Genomic DNA, 15,427 nt, shown 5'->3' on the forward strand with positions numbered 1-15,427 from the left:
TGTGCGCGAGGGGGGAGTTGAACCCCCACGCCCTTTCGGGCACTGGAACCTGAATCCAGCGCGTCTGCCTATTCCGCCACCCGCGCATCTGGGTGTTATCGAAGATGCTAGCCGATCGCCCGGGTGAGGTCGAATCGGTTTGGACCCGCTTCTTTCCCACTCGGCCGGTTTCGGCTCCCTCTCGGGCGCCCCTTCCGACGTGGAAAACATTAGCACGGCCCCGGCCGAACCTACGAATCCATCCCCCGGCCCCCTCTGCACAGCTCCGCGGACCCCGCCACCGGAGCGGCCGCGGAGCGCCGGAGAGGAGCGGGTGAGCCACGGATGACCACCCCCGGCCAGGGGTACCTGTCCCTGCGCGCCCCATGGCCGATGTGGGTCATCCCACGCCCCGCCACCACATGGCCGGGGAACCGTACAGATGGCCGCGGCGTGGATACGATCAGTACGGAAGTACCGCAATCGGGCCCCGGGCCCGACCGGAAGCCCGAGAGCCCTTGGAAGGGGGTGCCCCGTGGGAGTGATGAAGAAGTTCGAGCAGCGACTTGAGGGTCTCGTGAACGGCACCTTCGCCAAGGTGTTCAAATCCGAGGTCCAGCCCGTGGAGATCGCCGGTGCGCTGCAGCGCGAGTGCGACAACAACGCCACCATCTGGAACCGGGAACGCACGGTCGTCCCCAACGACTTCATCGTCGAGCTCAGCCCGCACGACCACGAGCGGCTCAGCCCGTACGCGGGGCAGCTCGGCCAGGAGCTCGCCGGGATGGTGCTGGAGTACGCCGAGGCGCAGCGCTACAGCTTCCTCGGCCCGCTGCAGGTGAACCTGGAGCGCGCCGATGACCTGGACACCGGTCTCTACCGGGTGCGCAGCCGCACCCTCGCCAGCGACGCCCCGGAGTCCCCGGCCCCCGCCTACCAGCCCCCCGCCCCGCAGCCCGGCTACGGCTCGCCGGAGCCGGCCGGCGCGGGCTGGGCGCAGAGCAGCCAGCCGACGTACGCGGGCTCGGCGCCGCTGACCCCGAGCGCTCCCCCCGCCGCGCCGTCCGCGCCCGCGGGTGGCAACGTCCGCCCCTTCCCCGGCTCGGGCACCGGCGTCGGCACCCGGCGCTGGATCGAGATCAACGGCACCCGGCACCAGATCACCGGCAACGCCTGCGTGCTCGGCCGCTCCACCGAGGCGGACGTGCGGATCGACGACCCCGGAGTCTCCCGCAAGCACGCCGAGATCCGCCCCGGAAACCCGCCCATGGTCCTCGACCTCGGGTCGACCAACGGCATCGTGGTGGACGGGCAGCACACCCAGCGCGCTACGCTCCGCGACGGCTCGCGGATCGTCGTGGGCTCCACGACGATCATCTACCGACAGGTCGAAGGGTAGGGCGAGCAGCGGTGTCCGAACTCACTCTGACAGTCATGCGGCTGGGTTTCCTGGCTGTGCTGTGGCTGTTCGTGATCGTCGCGGTGCAGGTGATCCGCAGCGATCTGTTCGGCGCCAAGGGCACCAGCCGGATCGGCCGGCGCACCGCCGGCGCGGCCGCACCCGCGGTCGCCGCGAGCAGCGCACCGGCCCGCCCGCAGCCCGGCCCCCGCGAGAGCGCCGGCCCGGCCGCCGGGCCGCAGTCCGGCGGCCGCCGGGCCGCCCGGGTCGCCCCCACCCAGCTGGTGGTGGTCGAGGGCGGGCTGACCGGAACCACCGTCGCGCTCCAGGGCCAGGTCATCACGCTCGGTCGCGCCCACGACTCCACCATCGTGCTCGATGACGACTACGCCTCCTCGCGTCATGCCAGGATCTACCCGGACCAGACTGGGCAGTGGACCGTGGAGGATCTAGGCTCCACCAACGGCACGTATCTGGACCGTCAGCGGCTGACACAGCCGATGCCGCTGCAGATCGGCGTGCCGATCCGTATCGGCAGGACCGTCATCGAACTGCGGAAGTAGTAGCGCATGAGGGACAGCACCCCGTCCATGAGCAGCCGGGAAGGCAGCGCGGCCGCTGCCGCTGCCCTGCGCGAGGAACAGAGGGGAGCGGGCGCCGCATGAGCGAGCGTAGCGAGCTCATCGTTGGAGGGCGCGCGTGGGCGAATGCCCCCACCGAGCTTTGCGAGGTGGGCGCATGAGCCTGGTGCTGCGGTTCGCCGCCGGGTCCCACAAGGGACTGATCCGGGAGGGGAACGAGGACTCCGGCTACGCCGGACCCCGACTGCTGGCAGTGGCGGACGGGATGGGCGGTGCGGCGGCCGGCGAAGTCGCCTCCTCCGAGGTGCTGAGCTCGATCATCACGCTGGACGAGGCCGACCCCCAGGCCGATCTGCTGACCCTGCTGAACGACGCGGTGCAGACCGCCAACGACCGGCTGCGCCTGATGGTCGAGCAGGATCCGCAGCTCGAAGGCATGGGCTGCACCCTGACCGCGCTGCTGTGGACCGGCGAGCGGATGGGCCTGGTGCACGTCGGCGACTCCCGCGCCTACCTGCTGCGGGACGGCTCACTGACCCAGATCACCCAGGACCACACCTGGGTGCAGCGGCTGGTGGACGAGGGCCGGATCACTGCCGAGGAGGCCGAGACGCATCCGCAGCGCTCGCTGCTGATGCGCGCGCTGGACGGCCGCGGCCAGGTCGAGCCCGACCTGGCGATCCGCGAGGTCCGGGCCGGCGACCGCTACCTGATCTGCTCCGACGGCCTGTCCGGCCCGGTCAGCCACCAGACCCTGGAAGAGACGCTGGGGAGCTTCTATGCCCCCGAGCCGACCATCCAGGAGCTGATCCAGCTGGCGCTGCGCGGCGGCGGCCCCGACAACATCACCTGCATCGTGGCCGACGTCCTCGACGTGGGCCCGAACGACACCCACAGCGGCCAGTTCACCACCACCCCCGTGGTGGTCGGCGCGGTCGCCGAGGGCCCGCACGGCACCGCCGTGGACAACCAGATCATCGACACCCCGGCCGGCCGCGCCGCCGGGCTGGGCCGCCAGCAGGCGCCGCAGGGCACCTTCGGCCCGGCCGACGGCTACGAGCAGGCGCAGGGCGGCTTCGGCCCCGCCGAGGGCTACGACGGCGAGGGCTACGGCCTGGCCGACCCCTCGGGTGCGCAGGGCGGCTACCCGGGCACCCCCGACGGCGGCTACGGCCAGGGCTACCCCCAGGAGCCGCAGCCCGCCGACGCCGAGCAGCCGCCGCGCAAGCGCCGCTGGTTCCGCCGCTCGGCGGTCACCGTGGTGGCGCTCGCCCTGATCGGCGGTGCCGCCTACGGCGGCTACTCCTGGAGCCAGGACAAGTACTACCTGGGCATCAGCGACGGCCACGTCACGGTCTACCAGGGCATCAACGAGAACATCGCCGGCATCAGCCTGTCCAAGGTCCACAACACCACGGACGTCCAGACCCGGCTGCTCCCGGTTCCGACGCAGGACGCGCTCAAGAAGACCGTCACGGCCAGCAGCCTCGACGACGCCAACGCCAGGGTGAGCGCCTACGCCCACCAGGCCGACGTCTGCTCCAAGGCGGCCCAGCACCCGCAGCAGCCCACCGGCAGCCAGGGCCAGCCGGTCACCGCGGCCTCCTACGGGACGGCGCCCAGGGTCGGTGCCTCCCCGGCCGCGCCCGACCCGAGCGCCGCGGCCGGCCAAGGGGGCAGCGGCGTCGGCCAGCCGTCCACCTCGCCGAGCACGACGGCCGCCCCGAGCAGCCCGGCACCCAGCGCCCCGGCCGGCGCCTCGAGCAGCCCGGGCGGCCAGCAGTCGCCGAGCACGGACGACGCGCAGTTGGCCGGCCAGTGCCCGCAGCCGTCCTGACCCACCGCTGACCGGCAGGCCCGGGCCTGCCGGTCAGCACCCGTGCGTCTGTGCGGTTGAATGGCATGCGCCGCCTGCCCAGGTGTCGTCGAAGGAGGGGACCCGTCTCATGAACAAGCCCATCCGACGGGTTGCCGTCTTCTGCATGGTGCTGGTCTTCGCGCTGCTGCTGCGCGCCAACTGGATCCAGGCCGTGGTCGCCGACAGCTACGCCACCAACCCCCACAACGAGCGCAACCTGTACGACCAGTACGCCCACCCGCGCGGCAACATCATCGTGGGCGGCCCCAACGGCCAGCCGATCACCACGTCCAACTTCGTCAACGGCTACCGGTACAAGTACCAGACCGGTTTCACCGACGGCCCGCTCTACGCGCCGATCACCGGCTACTCCGTGATCGGCGACTCCAGCGGCCTGGAGAACCTGGAGAACGGGATCCTCGGCGGCACCGACGACCGGCTGGCCCTCGGCAACGCGATGGACACGCTCACCGGCAAGCAGCAGCAGGGCGGCAACGTGATCACCACGATCAACCCGACCGTGCAGAAGGCCGCCTTCCAGGCGATGGGCGACAAGAAGGGCGCCGCCGTCGCGGTCGACCCGCGCACCGGCGCCATCCTGGCCATGGTCAGCACGCCGTCCTACGACCCCAACAGCCTCATCAGCGACACCACCAGCAACACCTGGAACTCGCTCAACAGCGACCCCAATCAGCCGATGCTCAACCGGGCGCTGAAGGAGACCTATCCGCCCGGCTCCACCTTCAAGCTGGTGACCGCCGCCACCGCCTTCGAGACCGGCAAGTACAACAGCCCGGATGACCAGACCGACACCCCGGACGTCTACACCCTGCCGGGCACCAACACGGTGCTGCGCAACGACAGCGACAGCGAAGCCTGCGGCCAGGCCACCCTCAAGTACGCCCTCGAGATCTCCTGCAACACCGTCTACGGCAAGCTCGGCGCCGACCTCGGTGAGGAGAAGCTGCTCGCCCAGGCGCAGAAGTTCGGCTTCAACGGCACCGTGGACACCCCGATCCGGTCCGTGGCCAGCAACTTCCCGACCGACTCCACCCCGGACGGCACCGCCCAGGACGCGATCGGCCAGCACAACACCACCGCCACCCCGCTGCAGATGGCCATGGTCGCCTCCGCGATCGCCGACAACGGCAAGCTGATGCAGCCCTACCTGGTCGACGAGGAGCGCTCGGCGAGCGGCACCACCATCTCCAAGCACACCGAGAAGGAGATGGACCAGGCGGTCAGCCCGGCCACCGCCCAGAAGCTGCAGCAGATGATGGTCGACGTGGTGCAGAACGGCACCGGCAAGAACGCCCAGATCCCCGGCGTCGAGGTCGGCGGCAAGACCGGCACCGCCCAGCACGGCGTGGACAACAAGGGCAAGCCCTTCGCCTGGTTCGTCTCCTACGCCAAGGTCGGCAACGACATCCCGGTCGCGGTCGCGGTGGTGGTCGAGGACGGCGCCGCGCAGAGCGACGAGATCAGCGGCGGCAGCCTGGCCGCCCCGATCGCCAAGCAGATCATGCAGGCGGCCATCGGCAAGCAGTGAGGGATCGGCCTCACCTCGGGGCGTTTCGTCTCCGACACCAGTAGGCTCCGATACCGGTCTGGTCTCAGCTGGCGGGCGTGTCGAGTTGTCACCACGGTGACCGGTAGCGTATCCGCCAGCAGCGGGTCTGCCCGCTGCTCGATCGCGGCCTCGCCGCGGCGGTTGGGACCGGCGTCACAGAACCACGTGTGACGAGGGCAGCGTCACTACAGAAACACGTGCGGGGACACCTACGTCATATCCTCACCGGACGGTGAGGGAGAGGGTCGGAACTATGGAAGAGCCTCGTCGCCTCGGCGGCAGGTACGAGCTCGGCGGCGTCCTCGGACGCGGCGGCATGGCCGAGGTCTACCTCGCCCATGACACCCGGCTCGGCCGCTCCGTCGCAGTGAAGACGCTCCGGGCCGACATGGCGCGGGACCCCTCGTTCCAGGCCCGCTTCCGCCGCGAGGCCCAGTCCGCCGCTTCCCTCAACCACCCCGCCATCGTCGCCGTCTACGACACCGGCGAGGACTACATCGACGGCATCTCCATCCCGTACATCGTGATGGAGTACGTCGAGGGCTCCACGCTGCGCGAACTGCTGCACTCCGGGCGCCGGTTGCTGCCGGAACGCGCGCTGGAGATGACCATCGGCATCCTGCAGGCGCTGGAGTACTCGCACCGCGCCGGCATCGTGCACCGGGACATCAAACCGGCCAACGTGATGCTCACCCGCCAGGGCAACGTCAAGGTGATGGACTTCGGTATCGCCCGTGCGATGGGTGACGCCGGCATGACCATGACCCAGACCTCGGCCGTGATCGGCACCGCCCAGTACCTCTCGCCCGAGCAGGCCAAGGGCGAGACCGTGGACGCCCGCTCCGACCTCTACTCCACCGGCTGCCTGCTCTACGAGCTGCTCACGCTGCGCCCGCCGTTCGTCGGCGACTCCCCGGTGGCGGTCGCCTACCAGCACGTCCGGGAGGAGGCCGCGCCGCCGTCCAGCTACGACCCCGAGGTCCGGCCGGAGATCGACGCGATCGTGCTCAAGGCGCTCGCCAAGGAACGCGACTACCGGTACCAGAGTGCCGACGAGATGCGCGACGACATCGAGCGCTTCCTCGACGGCCTCCCGGTCGCGGCCGCCCAGCAGGCCGCCGCGTACGGCATGGGCGGCTACGGCTACGACCAGAACGGCTACCCGGCGCAGCACGACCCCTACGGCCAGACCAGCATGATGCCGCAGGCCGGCGGCGGCGCCGCGCCCACCACCATGCTCCCGCCGGTCGGCCAGGGCGGCTACGACCAGAACGGCTACCCCGAAGAGGGCTACGGCGACGGCGGCGACGACGCTCCGCGCAGCCGGCGCCGCGACGACCAGCCGAAGAAGAGCAACACCTCGTGGATCATCCTGGCGGTCGCCGCCGTGCTGGTCCTGGTCGGCTCGTTCTTCGTCGCCTCGGCCATGTTCAAGGGCAACGGCGGCAACAAGCAGGTCAACGCGCCGACCCTGACCGGCAAGAGCTTCGATGCCGCCGTCACCGCCGCGCACAACGTCAGCGACAAGATCACCGTCACCAAGGGCGACCCGATGGCCTGCCCCGGCGGTGTGCCCAAGGACCAGATCTGCCAGCAGAACCCGGCGGCCGGCACCCAGATGCCCGAGAACGGGACCATCACCGTCCAGCTCTCCACCGGCCCCACTCAGACCGCGGTCCCCAACGAGGTGAACCAGCCCTCGACCGCCGCCACCCAGGCGCTGCAGGCCGCCGGCTTCCAGGTCGGCACGCCGGTCTACCAGAACAGCGACACCGTCCAGCAGGACACGGTGATCTCGCAGGACCCGCCGGCCGGCACCCAGGCGGCCCCGGGCGCCACGGTCACCCTGACCATCTCGCAGGGCACGGGTAAGGCCGCCGTGCCCAACGTGGTCGGCCAGCCGGTCGACCAGGCGACCGCCGCACTGGTGGCCGCGGGCTTCCAGGTGGACTCCAGCAAGACCACCCCGAGCACCAACGCCAGCCAGGTGGTCGGCACAGTGGCCTCGCAGAGCCCCGCCAAGGCGGCCAAGGGCGCGACCATCACGCTGACCCTCTACGGGGCTCCGGCCAAGGTCCAGGTGCCCGACATCAGCAACAAGACGGTCAAGGACGCCACGGCCCAACTCAAGGCGTCCGGTTTCGTCAACTGGACCTTCAACGGCCCGGGTGACGACAAGGCCGTGGTGGTCACCACCAGCCCCGGCCCCAACCTCCCGGTGGACCCGAGCACCAGCATCGTGATCACCACCCGTCCTCCGGACCCGACGCCGCCCGGCAAAGGGGGCGCCACCACCGGGATCCCCGGGCTCCCCGGCATCGGGGGCAACTAAGCGCCCGAGGTAGTGCGCCTGGCAACGTAAGTGGGGCTGTGGACAACTCGTCAGTTGTCCACAGCCCCACGGCTTTTCCCCAGCGACCCGCCCCTGTCGTGCTATCCACAGACGGACCGTCAGAACCGGCGCCGGCGACCGTGCCCCCGCGCACCGGACAGGGTGCAGAGCAGCTCCACCCGCCCGCCCAGCGTCCACATCGCCCCCGACACCTCGGACAGCCGCACACTCATCGCCGCCAGCAGCTCCGCATCCCGGCGCACCCGCAGGGAGAGCTCGGCATGGCGCTGCTCGAGAGCGGTGACCTGGTCGAGGAGGGTCTCCCGCACGGCCAGGAGCTCCTGGAGGCGCTGCTCAACCACCTTCGTGGTCCGCTCGGCGATGTCGGCGACCAGGGCCTCGACCCACTGCGGCTGAGGGGCCCTCTCTGAGTCGTAGCGGCCGGTGCGGCGGATCGCGGGGATAACCTCATGGGTGAGCCAGCGCTTGAATGCGCGGGCCTGCGGCTTGCGGGAGCGCAGGACCAACGAGTAGAGGCCGGGCTCGTTGATGATGGACACGCGCCTCATACCGACGCTGGTGTAGATAGTTTCTACACCAGTCTCGTCGTCATCGAGGTTCTTCCTCAGGGCGTCGCGCGAGTTCCGGATCTCCAGCACCGCACAGACATCGGCCGCGACCCACCAGGGCTCGCCCTCAATAGTCACCACCCGGACTTCCTGGCCCTCGAAGTCGAACGGGATCACCGGGTTTTCCATGTTCGTCATACCAAGCCAAACGATTCGCCCAAACGGCTGGTACCGCGCCGCCCAGGCGCACCACCCCGGCGCACGGACGCACGGGAGAGGGCGTCATTTCGACTGACACCCTCTGCGACTGGCCTGCCTCACCTGTGGATAACCCAACTGCCAAGGGTGTAACCAATAGTTACACCTTTGACCGCCCCTCACCGCAGCTCCCCCGGCAGCGTTCGCTTCGCGTCCACCGCATCCACCCGAACCAAGCTCCCCCACACCGCCATCCGGTACTCCGAGGTGTACACCGGGGTGCAGGTGGTCAGGGTGATGTACCGCCCGGGCGTGGTGTAGCCCGCCTTCGCCGGTACCGGGGCGACGATGTCGACGTCGTCCTTGGTGGTCCGGGCGAGCACCGCGTCCACCCGGTAGACGTACCAGTGGTCGCGGGTCTCCACCACGATCGGGTCGCCCTTGGAGACCGCGTCCAGGTCGTGGAACTCGGCGCCGTGGCCGTCGCGGTGGGCGGCCAGCGCGAAGTTGCCGGACGGGGCCCAGGGCATCGCTGCGGCGAAGGGCTGGGTGTAGACACCGGCGACGCCCCGGTTGAGCACCGAGGGGTCGGTGCCGAGCCTGATCAGCACCGAGTAGCCGTGGCCCATCGCGGGCACGTGCAGGAACCCGATGCCCCGGGGGTCAAGGGCGGGTGGCACCGCGTCACCCGGTGCCGCCCAGGACTTCCGCAACGTCTGGCCGGCCTGCTCGGCCTGACGGTCGGCCAGTACGTCGGTCCACCAGAGCGAGTAGGCGACGAACAGCGCCAGCACCAGCCCGAAGGTGGCCAGCAGCTCGCCGGCGGCTCCGAGGACCCGGGCGGGCTGGGGGGAGCGGCGGCGCGGCAGCCTCGTGCTTCCGTTCGGCTGCTGCGCCATGCGGCCTCCGCTCCCAGCGGGTGGGAAAGCCTCGGGTCAGGGGGTGGTGAGGGCCGGCGGCTCTCCCTGACTCCTCGGTCGGTCATCGACCATCTTGCCAAAGACGATCAGCCGACCCCTGGCACTGAACTCGGGTGTACAGGTGGTCATCGTGATGTACCGCCCCGATTGGGTGAACGGCGAGCCCTTGGGGATCGGCTGCAGCACCGAGACGTTGGTCGGCGAGGTCTCCGGGATGCCGCCCTGGACCTCGTAGGTGTAGTAGTCGGTGCCGGTCTCCACCACGATCTTGTCGCCGGGGGAGAGCTCGGCGAGCTTGCGGAACGGCTGGCCGTGCGTGGTGCGGTGGCCGGCCACGGCGAAGTTGCCGCTCTGGTCCCAGGGCATCGAGGTGCCGGTGTAGTGGCCGACCAGGCCGTGGTCGAGCACCTTGGTGGTGTCGGTGCCCTCGGCGATCGGATCGGTGAGGCCGATCTTGGGCACGTGGATGATCGCGAAACCCTTGCCGGGGGCGAAGGCCGGGGCCGGCGCGGCGGACTGGCCGGGGCTGGGCGGCGCGGTGGGGTGGTTGAACTGCTGTTCCAGCTGGTTGCGGGTGCCGTCGGCGATCGCGTTGGCCTGCACATTGGTCCACCACAGCTGGTAGGCGACGAAGAGCAGCATCACCAGCCCCGCGGTGATGAACAGCTCGCCGACCAGCCGGGCCGCGATCACCCGTTTGCGCTCCTTGGGCCGGGCCACCGGACCGCTCCGCCCGGTGGCCCGCCGGCGTCCGGTGCCCGAGCTCATCCCCACCCGGCCCTGGCCGCGCCGCCCCTCGTTCCGGGTGCCCTGCTGCGCCGCCCGGTCGGCCGGCCGGCCGGGCACGGTGATGGCCCGCAGTTGCAGCGTCTGGTCGGCCAGCCACGGGTACTCCGGCGCCGGGTAGTCCGGCTGCTCGACCGCCGGGTCGGCCGCCGGGTCGGCGGGCTGGTAGACCCCCCAGCCGTCGGACTCGCCCTGGTACGCCTCGGTCGGCGGGTCCTGCTGCCGACCGCCGTGCCACTCGTCTTGACGCCCCCCCGGACGCACGGCCGTCATCGCCTCAGCCCCGGCCGATCACCGGGGCGAGTCCGACCGAGCGGCCGACCGCGTCCGGGTCGCCGCATTCGGCCAGCCAGTTGGCCAGCATTCGATGTCCCCCCTCGGTGAGCACCGACTCGGGGTGGAACTGCACCCCCTCCACGAGCAGTTCCCGGTGCCTCAGCCCCATGATGACACCGCTCTCGGTCCGCGCGGTGACCACCAGCTCGGCCGGCACCGTGGCCGGCTCGACGGCCAGCGAGTGGTAGCGGGTGGCGGTCATCGGCGAGGGCAGGCCGGCGAAGACGCCGCCGTCCTCGTGCTCGACCAGCGAGGTCTTGCCGTGCAGCAGCTCGGGTGCCCGGTCGACCACCGCGCCGTAGGCCACCGCGATCGACTGCAGGCCCAGGCAGACGCCGAACAGCGGCAGCCCGATGGCCGCGCAGTGCCGCACCATCTCGATGCAGACCCCGGCCTCCTCGGGCGCGCCGGGGCCGGGGGAGAGCAGCACCCCGTCGTAGCCCTGCTCGCCGTCGCGGCGCACCGCCCGAGCCACCGTCAGTTCGTCGTTGCGCACCACCTCGCAGGTCGCGCCCAGCTGGTAGAGGTACTGGACCAGGTTGAAGACGAAGCTGTCGTAGTTGTCCACGACGAGGATGCGCGGGGCGGTGCCGGTCGAGGCCATGGCTGCTGACTCCGATGAGGTGCGGGCGGGAACTGCTGGCGGGGGGGCGGGGTACCCGGCCCGGGAGGCCGGGGGACGGTCAGCCTTGGCCACCGCCGTTGTTCACCGTGACGTCGTTGAAGGGGAGCAGCGGTTCCGCCCACGGGAAGACGTACTGGAAGAGCAGGTAGACCACGCCGAGGACGAGCAGCAGCGAGATGACCGCGCGGACCAGGGTGTTCCCCGGCAGGTGCCGCCAGATCCAGCCGTACATGGTGCTCCCTACAGTCGGGCCGTGGGGACCAGAGTAGACCGCGGGCCACGGCCGCCGGCCGGACACGGAGCTTTTCCCACGGCCTGCCCCGGCGCGTGCTACTGCCCGCTGGCGGCGTGCAGGTCGGTGCTGCCGGTGTAGCCGGGCAGGGTGAGGTCGCCGCCCTCCTGCACCTTCCAGCCCAGGCCGTAGGCCGCGACGTACTGCAGGTAGTTGCGGATCGAGGGGTCGGCGTCGACCGCGGCGCGCAGGTCGGCGGTCTTGCCGACGGCCCGGATGACGTACGGCGGCGAGTAGACCCGGCCCTGCAGCAGCAGGGTGTTGCCGACGCAGCGGACCGCGCTGGTGGCGATCAACCGCTGGTCCATCACCTGCACTCCTTCGGCGCCGCCCCGCCACAGCGCGTTGACCACGGCCTGGATGTCCTGCTGATGGATCACCAGGTCGTTGACGCCGGGCTCGGGGACGCCGGGGATCCGGGCGGTGGCGTTCGGCGGGGCGTCGTTCAGGGTGACGGTGAGGCCGGGGCCCTGCAACTGGTCGAGGCCGGCCAGCCGGCGCTGCTGGGCGAGCTGGTCGGCGTCGGCCGGGTTGGTGACCTGCTGCCTGGTCAGCGTGTCGGCGCGCTGCTGGAGCTCGGACAGGTCGGCCTGGGTCTGCCGGTTCTGGTCGCTGCGCTGCTGTATCAGATCGCCCAGGCGCAGCAGCGAGTTGTCCGAGCGCAGGTCGATGCCGTGGGCGGCGTGCGCGCTCACGTAGAACAGGACACCCGCGAGGGCGAAGACGCCGCAGGTCAGGGCACGACCGACAATTCGGGTGGAGTTTCGGCGGCCGAGGCCCTCCGTCGGGTCCTGCTCCCCGGAATTCTCGGAATTCGGCACCGTACCCTTATCTCCTTCTGACCCGGCGAGCCACTACGCTAACGGACGCCGGTGGCATCTGCGGAGTACCTCCCGGGCTCCTCTCGTACCGACCCGGCCCCCGCATTCGCCGCCCCGCCCCCCCGCTGCACCCTGCGCGGTCTCACAGCGCATCGACAGGAGAGCCCCTCGTGCCGAAGTCTCGACTCCGCAAGAAGTCCGACTACACCCCGCCGACCACGGCGACCGCCGTCAAGATCAGCTCGGGTCGCACCTGGGTGGCGCCGGTGATGCTGGCGCTGTTCCTCATCGGGCTGGCCTGGATCGTCACTTACTACGTGACCAGTGCGAGCTACCCGGTGCGGGCTTGGGGCAACTGGAACATCCTGGTGGGCTTCGGCTTCATCGCCGGGGGCTTCGGCGTCTCCACCCAGTGGAAGTAACGCCCGCGTTCTGAGCCCGCCCGCCCGCTGGTCATGGGGCCGTGGACCGCTTCGCCGCCGTCTGGTGGAGCGGTCCCTCGTGCTGTCCGCGTCCGGCGGCCCGTCGGTCATACCGTCCGCTTGTCCACACGGTTATCCACAGTGGGGAAAAGTCGACCGGTCCTGTGGATAACTCTGTGCGATTCCCGGGGCTCCCGACAATGCCGCAGCGGGACGCGCGTAGATCTGGTCGGCACACACCGTGTGCGAATCGCTGCGCACTGTGGACAACTGTGCGGGTCAGCCGTTCAGCCGGGCCGTCTCCACCAGGACCGCGGCGACGATCGCGGCCAGCATCAGCACCACGGTGGCGGCCTGCACCAGGTTGCGGTTGGCCCGCGGCGCGTGCATCAGGCCGATCCCGGTGATCAGGCCGGCGACCAGCCCGCCGATGTGCGCCCGCCAGTCGATGCCGGGCACCGAGAAGGTGATCACCAGGTTGAAGACGATCAGCGCCACCACCGGGCCGATCGGCTGGCGAGCCGCCCGGAACAGCACCGCGGTGGCGCCGAACAGCCCGAAGATCGCTCCGGAGGCGCCCAGCGAGGCGGCGTTGCCCCCGGCCACCAGGTAGACCAGGGCGCTGCCGGCCAGCCCGCTGACCAGGTAGAGCGCCAGGAACCGCAGCCGGCCCAGCACCCGCTCCAGATTGGGTCCGACCCACCACAGCGCCAGCATGTTGGAGCCCACGTGCAGCGGCTGCTGGTGCAGGAAGGTGGCGGTCAGCAGCCGGTACCACTCATGGGGCCCGGCGGCCACGCCGTACTTGGCACCGCCCGGCGCCACGAAGCTGACCAGGTCCCACTGGTTGACCAGCGACTTGTCGAGGTAGGCGGCGACCACGAAGACCGCCAGGTTGATCCCGATCAGGATCTTGGTGACCAGCCTGCCGTCCCCGGTGAGCTTGCCGCCGAACCGGGTGGTGGGCACCCCCTGGGGACGCTGCGCCTGCGCGTGGGACGAGGTGCCGTTCACGCACTCCGGACAGTGGAAGCCGACCGCGGCGTCGATCATGCACTGCGGGCAGATCGGCCGACCGCAGCGCGAGCAGCTGACCCCGGTCTCCTGCTCGGGGTGCCGGTAGCAGCGCGGCAGCTGGTGCCCGCCGGCTCCGGTGGGTGCGGCCGGACCGGTCGGGTCGCCCTGGGTCATCGCGTCTCTCTCTGCCTGGCATGACGAGTCCCGGCGCCCACCACCGCGTGGTGGACCACCGGGACCGTCAAGGCTACTGCCGCACCGGCGACGCCGACAGGCGTCAGCGGCGGGTGATCTCCACCGAGTTGATCACCACGTCCTGGGCCGGACGGTCGTTGCGGCCGGTCTTCACACCGGCGATCGCGGCGACGACCTTCTGGCTGGCCTCGTCCTCGACCTCGCCGAAGATGGTGTGCTTGCCGGTCAGCCAGGTGGTGGGGGCCACCGTGATGAAGAACTGCGAGCCGTTGGTGCCCGGGCCGGCGTTGGCCATGGCGAGCAGGAACGGCTTGGTGAAGGCCAGGTCGGGGTGGAACTCGTCACCGAACTTGTAGCCCGGGCCACCGATGCCCTGACCCAGCGGGTCGCCACCCTGGATCATGAAGCCTTCGATGATCCGGTGGAACACGGTGCCGTCGTAGAGCTTGGCGTTGGTCTTCTGGCCGGTGCGCGGGTCGGTCCACTCGCGCGTGCCCTCGGCCAGCTCGACGAAGTTCGCCACGGTCTTGGGTGCGTGGTTCGGGAAGAGCTTGACCACGATGTCGCCGTGGTTCGTCTTGAGGGTCGCGAACAGTTCCTCGGCCACGAGGATGCCTTCCTTCTCTTGGTCACTGACCTCTGCATCATGGCAGACGGCCCAGCCCACCATGCAAAGGGGCAAAAGGGGATGCATGATCTCGAATCAGGTGGATAAGTGCCTGGTACGACGCCCTAGGAGGTGGATCTTCCGTGACCCGAATGCCCGCCCTGCCCTACTTCGAAGGTGCACGTGAGACGGCTGGCCGGACCCTGGAGACGCTGGCGCCCTATGCGGCGACCGCCCGGGATACCGCGGCCCACTACACGGACGGAGCGCGGCAGCGGCTGGGCCCGGCCCTGGAGGCGCTGGGGCCACGACTGGAGGCGGCCGTCGGCCAGGCCAAGGCGGGTGGGCTGCAGGCGGCCCAGTCGGCCCGGGCCGGCCTGGCCCCGCGAGTCGAGCAGGCCTTCGCCGCGCTGCCCCCCAAGACCCAGGAGAACGCCGTCAAGGCCGTCCACCGGGCCCAGGAGGCCGCGCTGCACGCCCGGCACTCGGCCGAGCACGCCCGGGCCGCCGCGCTGCCGGTGGTGCAGGAGGCCCAGGCCCGCGGCGCGGCCGCGCTGACCGCCCTGCAGGGCAACGCCGTGCCGGCGCGGCGCTGCGGCCCGGGCGGCCGTCGAGCGGCCGCCAAGGCCCGCCAGGCCGCCGACCGGGCCGACCGCGGCCGCGGGGCGCTGGCCGCGATGGGGCTCCTGGCGATCGGCAGCGGCGTGCTGCTCTGGGTCTGGTACCGCCGGCGCAGCGAGCCGGAGTGGCTGATCGAGCCGCCCGAGGTGCAGCACCCGCTGAACCCGGTGCACCCGGCCTCGGGCGCCACCGCCAGCGGCCGGGGCGGCTCGGAGAGCCGCGACCGGCCCGACGAGGAGAACGAGGAGAACGAGGAGAACGACCAGCAGGACGGCAACGGACCGGTCTGACGGGCCGTC

Annotated in this window: 15 protein-coding genes and 1 tRNA gene; 7 read left to right on the plus strand and 9 right to left on the minus strand. The window is 70.9% G+C overall.

Annotated elements, in window-relative coordinates; all coding sequences use genetic code 11:
• Window positions 1-2: 2 nt before the first annotated feature.
• Window positions 3-86: transfer RNA gene (locus tag P3T35_RS25725), tRNA-Leu, on the minus strand.
• A 428-nt stretch (window positions 87-514) separates the two neighbouring features.
• Here P3T35_RS25725 and P3T35_RS25730 point away from each other — a divergent pair.
• The 5 genes from P3T35_RS25730 to pknB all read left to right on the plus strand — a co-directional run bounded on the left by P3T35_RS25730 (window position 515) and on the right by pknB (window position 7,719).
• Window positions 515-1,378, plus strand: a complete 864-nt coding sequence (locus P3T35_RS25730) for a DUF3662 and FHA domain-containing protein (protein WP_101380654.1) — start codon at window positions 515-517, stop codon at window positions 1,376-1,378.
• Between the two features lie 11 nt (window positions 1,379-1,389).
• On the plus strand, window positions 1,390-1,941 hold the full coding sequence (locus P3T35_RS25735; protein ID WP_101380655.1) for an FHA domain-containing protein: 552 nt from the start codon (window positions 1,390-1,392) through the stop codon (window positions 1,939-1,941).
• Between the two features lie 175 nt (window positions 1,942-2,116).
• Window positions 2,117-3,796: a protein phosphatase 2C domain-containing protein gene (locus tag P3T35_RS25740; protein WP_101380656.1), complete on the plus strand. Its 1,680-nt coding sequence runs from the start codon at window positions 2,117-2,119 to the stop codon at window positions 3,794-3,796.
• A 109-nt stretch (window positions 3,797-3,905) separates the two neighbouring features.
• Window positions 3,906-5,366, plus strand: coding sequence for a penicillin-binding transpeptidase domain-containing protein (locus P3T35_RS25745; RefSeq protein WP_101380657.1), 1,461 nt, complete (start codon window positions 3,906-3,908; stop codon window positions 5,364-5,366).
• 274 nt (window positions 5,367-5,640) lie between these two features.
• Window positions 5,641-7,719, plus strand: coding sequence for a Stk1 family PASTA domain-containing Ser/Thr kinase (pknB, locus tag P3T35_RS25750; protein ID WP_101380658.1), 2,079 nt, complete (start codon window positions 5,641-5,643; stop codon window positions 7,717-7,719).
• A 119-nt stretch (window positions 7,720-7,838) separates the two neighbouring features.
• Here pknB and P3T35_RS25755 read toward each other — a convergent pair whose 3' ends face one another.
• From P3T35_RS25755 to P3T35_RS25780, 6 genes are all read right to left on the minus strand, one after another.
• Window positions 7,839-8,486 carry a Bro-N domain-containing protein gene (locus tag P3T35_RS25755; RefSeq protein ID WP_218976681.1) on the minus strand — a complete coding sequence of 216 codons (648 nt, stop codon included), beginning with the start codon at window positions 8,484-8,486 and terminating at the stop codon, window positions 7,839-7,841.
• A gap of 179 nt (window positions 8,487-8,665) precedes the next feature.
• A complete protein-coding gene (locus tag P3T35_RS25760; protein ID WP_101380660.1) occupies window positions 8,666-9,385 on the minus strand; it encodes a class E sortase in 720 nt (239 codons plus the stop codon).
• A gap of 36 nt (window positions 9,386-9,421) precedes the next feature.
• The gene (locus P3T35_RS25765; protein WP_101380661.1) at window positions 9,422-10,465 is read right to left on the minus strand and encodes a class E sortase; all 1,044 of its coding nucleotides are present in this window, start codon (window positions 10,463-10,465) and stop codon (window positions 9,422-9,424) included.
• A 4-nt stretch (window positions 10,466-10,469) separates the two neighbouring features.
• Window positions 10,470-11,132: an aminodeoxychorismate/anthranilate synthase component II gene (locus tag P3T35_RS25770; protein WP_101380662.1), complete on the minus strand. Its 663-nt coding sequence runs from the start codon at window positions 11,130-11,132 to the stop codon at window positions 10,470-10,472.
• Window positions 11,133-11,211: 79 nt separating this feature from the next.
• Window positions 11,212-11,385, minus strand: a complete 174-nt coding sequence (locus P3T35_RS25775) for a hypothetical protein (RefSeq protein WP_180356475.1) — start codon at window positions 11,383-11,385, stop codon at window positions 11,212-11,214.
• A 98-nt stretch (window positions 11,386-11,483) separates the two neighbouring features.
• Window positions 11,484-12,197 carry a DUF881 domain-containing protein gene (locus P3T35_RS25780; protein WP_280707986.1) on the minus strand — a complete coding sequence of 238 codons (714 nt, stop codon included), beginning with the start codon at window positions 12,195-12,197 and terminating at the stop codon, window positions 11,484-11,486.
• Window positions 12,198-12,436: 239 nt separating this feature from the next.
• On the opposite strand from P3T35_RS25780, the gene crgA reads away from it, so the two are divergent.
• Window positions 12,437-12,688 carry a cell division protein CrgA gene (gene crgA / locus P3T35_RS25785; RefSeq protein ID WP_101380663.1) on the plus strand — a complete coding sequence of 84 codons (252 nt, stop codon included), beginning with the start codon at window positions 12,437-12,439 and terminating at the stop codon, window positions 12,686-12,688.
• A 279-nt stretch (window positions 12,689-12,967) separates the two neighbouring features.
• On the opposite strand, the gene P3T35_RS25790 is transcribed toward crgA, so the two are convergent.
• Both P3T35_RS25790 and P3T35_RS25795 read right to left on the minus strand, forming a co-directional pair.
• Complete coding sequence (locus P3T35_RS25790) at window positions 12,968-13,879, minus strand: rhomboid family intramembrane serine protease (RefSeq protein WP_101380664.1); 912 nt, start codon at window positions 13,877-13,879, stop codon at window positions 12,968-12,970.
• A 103-nt stretch (window positions 13,880-13,982) separates the two neighbouring features.
• Complete coding sequence (locus tag P3T35_RS25795) at window positions 13,983-14,507, minus strand: peptidylprolyl isomerase (RefSeq protein ID WP_101385048.1); 525 nt, start codon at window positions 14,505-14,507, stop codon at window positions 13,983-13,985.
• A gap of 152 nt (window positions 14,508-14,659) precedes the next feature.
• On the opposite strand from P3T35_RS25795, the gene P3T35_RS25800 reads away from it, so the two are divergent.
• Entirely contained in the window at window positions 14,660-15,418 is a 759-nt protein-coding gene (locus P3T35_RS25800; RefSeq protein ID WP_101380665.1) for a DUF5324 family protein, read from the plus strand.
• Window positions 15,419-15,427: the final 9 nt, after the last annotated feature.

Origin of the sequence: Kitasatospora sp. GP30 (assembly GCF_029892145.1) — a bacterium.
Lineage (GTDB): Bacteria > Actinomycetota > Actinomycetes > Streptomycetales > Streptomycetaceae > Kitasatospora > Kitasatospora acidiphila.

Excerpts from the sequence above, each read along its gene's own strand:
- P3T35_RS25765 (WP_101380661.1), bottom strand. The coding sequence starts at position 10,465 with ATGACGGCCGTGCGTCCGGGGGGGCGTCAAGACGAGTGGCACGGCGGT.
- P3T35_RS25775 (WP_180356475.1), bottom strand. The coding sequence starts at position 11,385 with ATGTACGGCTGGATCTGGCGGCACCTGCCGGGGAACACCCTGGTCCGC.
- P3T35_RS25800 (WP_101380665.1), top strand. The coding sequence starts at position 14,660 with ATGCCCGCCCTGCCCTACTTCGAAGGTGCACGTGAGACGGCTGGCCGG.
- P3T35_RS25755 (WP_218976681.1), bottom strand. The coding sequence starts at position 8,486 with ATGACGAACATGGAAAACCCGGTGATCCCGTTCGACTTCGAGGGCCAG.
- P3T35_RS25760 (WP_101380660.1), bottom strand. The coding sequence starts at position 9,385 with ATGGCGCAGCAGCCGAACGGAAGCACGAGGCTGCCGCGCCGCCGCTCC.
- P3T35_RS25770 (WP_101380662.1), bottom strand. The coding sequence starts at position 11,132 with ATGGCCTCGACCGGCACCGCCCCGCGCATCCTCGTCGTGGACAACTAC.
- P3T35_RS25790 (WP_101380664.1), bottom strand. The coding sequence starts at position 13,879 with ATGACCCAGGGCGACCCGACCGGTCCGGCCGCACCCACCGGAGCCGGC.
- pknB (WP_101380658.1), top strand. The coding sequence starts at position 5,641 with ATGGAAGAGCCTCGTCGCCTCGGCGGCAGGTACGAGCTCGGCGGCGTC.
- P3T35_RS25740 (WP_101380656.1), top strand. The coding sequence starts at position 2,117 with ATGAGCCTGGTGCTGCGGTTCGCCGCCGGGTCCCACAAGGGACTGATC.
- P3T35_RS25745 (WP_101380657.1), top strand. The coding sequence starts at position 3,906 with ATGAACAAGCCCATCCGACGGGTTGCCGTCTTCTGCATGGTGCTGGTC.